The following is a 633-nucleotide window of genomic DNA, read 5'->3' as shown; positions in this document are numbered from 1 at the left end:
TCTATCGAAAGGGAGAACCTTAAAAGCGCTGGATGGTGTCTCTTTTCAGCTGAAACAAGGAGAAACCTTTGGTCTCGTTGGTGAGTCTGGCTGCGGCAAATCCACACTTGGAAAAGTGCTCATGCGTCTTTATGAACCTACAGATGGTGAAGCCTTATATGAAGGGAAAAGTCTTCACCACCTTTCTAAAAAAGAATCATTTGATTTCAACCGGCAAATGCAAATGGTCTTTCAAGATCCGTATTCCTCGTTAAATCCAAGACTGTCAGTAAAAGATATTATGCTGGAGCCAATGGAGATTCATCAGCTTTATGGCAGTCAAAAGAAAAGGATTGCCCGCGTGAAAGAACTGCTTGAAGCGGTAGGATTAAGCTATGATTTTGCTACCCGCTATCCGCACGAATTTAGCGGGGGACAGAGGCAGAGAATCGGCATTGCAAGAGCACTTGCCTTAGCGCCAAAATTTATTGTGGCAGATGAGCCGATTTCTGCACTAGACGTCTCTGTCCAAGCGCAGGTCGTGAACCTGCTGAAAAAACTGCAAAAAGAGGAAGGATTAACTTTTCTTTTTATTGCACATGACTTGTCCATGGTGAAATATATTAGTGACCGGATCGGTGTCATGTATTTAGG

Annotated in this window: 1 protein-coding gene; it reads left to right on the top strand. The window is 43.6% G+C overall.

Annotated features, from left to right (window positions below; translation table 11 throughout):
* On the top strand, nt 1-633 hold a 633-nt coding region (locus GFC01_RS17830), incomplete at both ends, for an ATP-binding cassette domain-containing protein (RefSeq protein WP_152948487.1).

Source organism: Desulfofundulus thermobenzoicus (assembly GCF_009428905.1).
GTDB classification, from domain to species: Bacteria; Bacillota; Desulfotomaculia; order Desulfotomaculales; family Desulfovirgulaceae; genus Desulfofundulus_A; species Desulfofundulus_A thermobenzoicus.
Note: the sequence above shows the minus strand (reverse complement) of the source record. Positions and strands in the feature narration are given on the sequence as shown.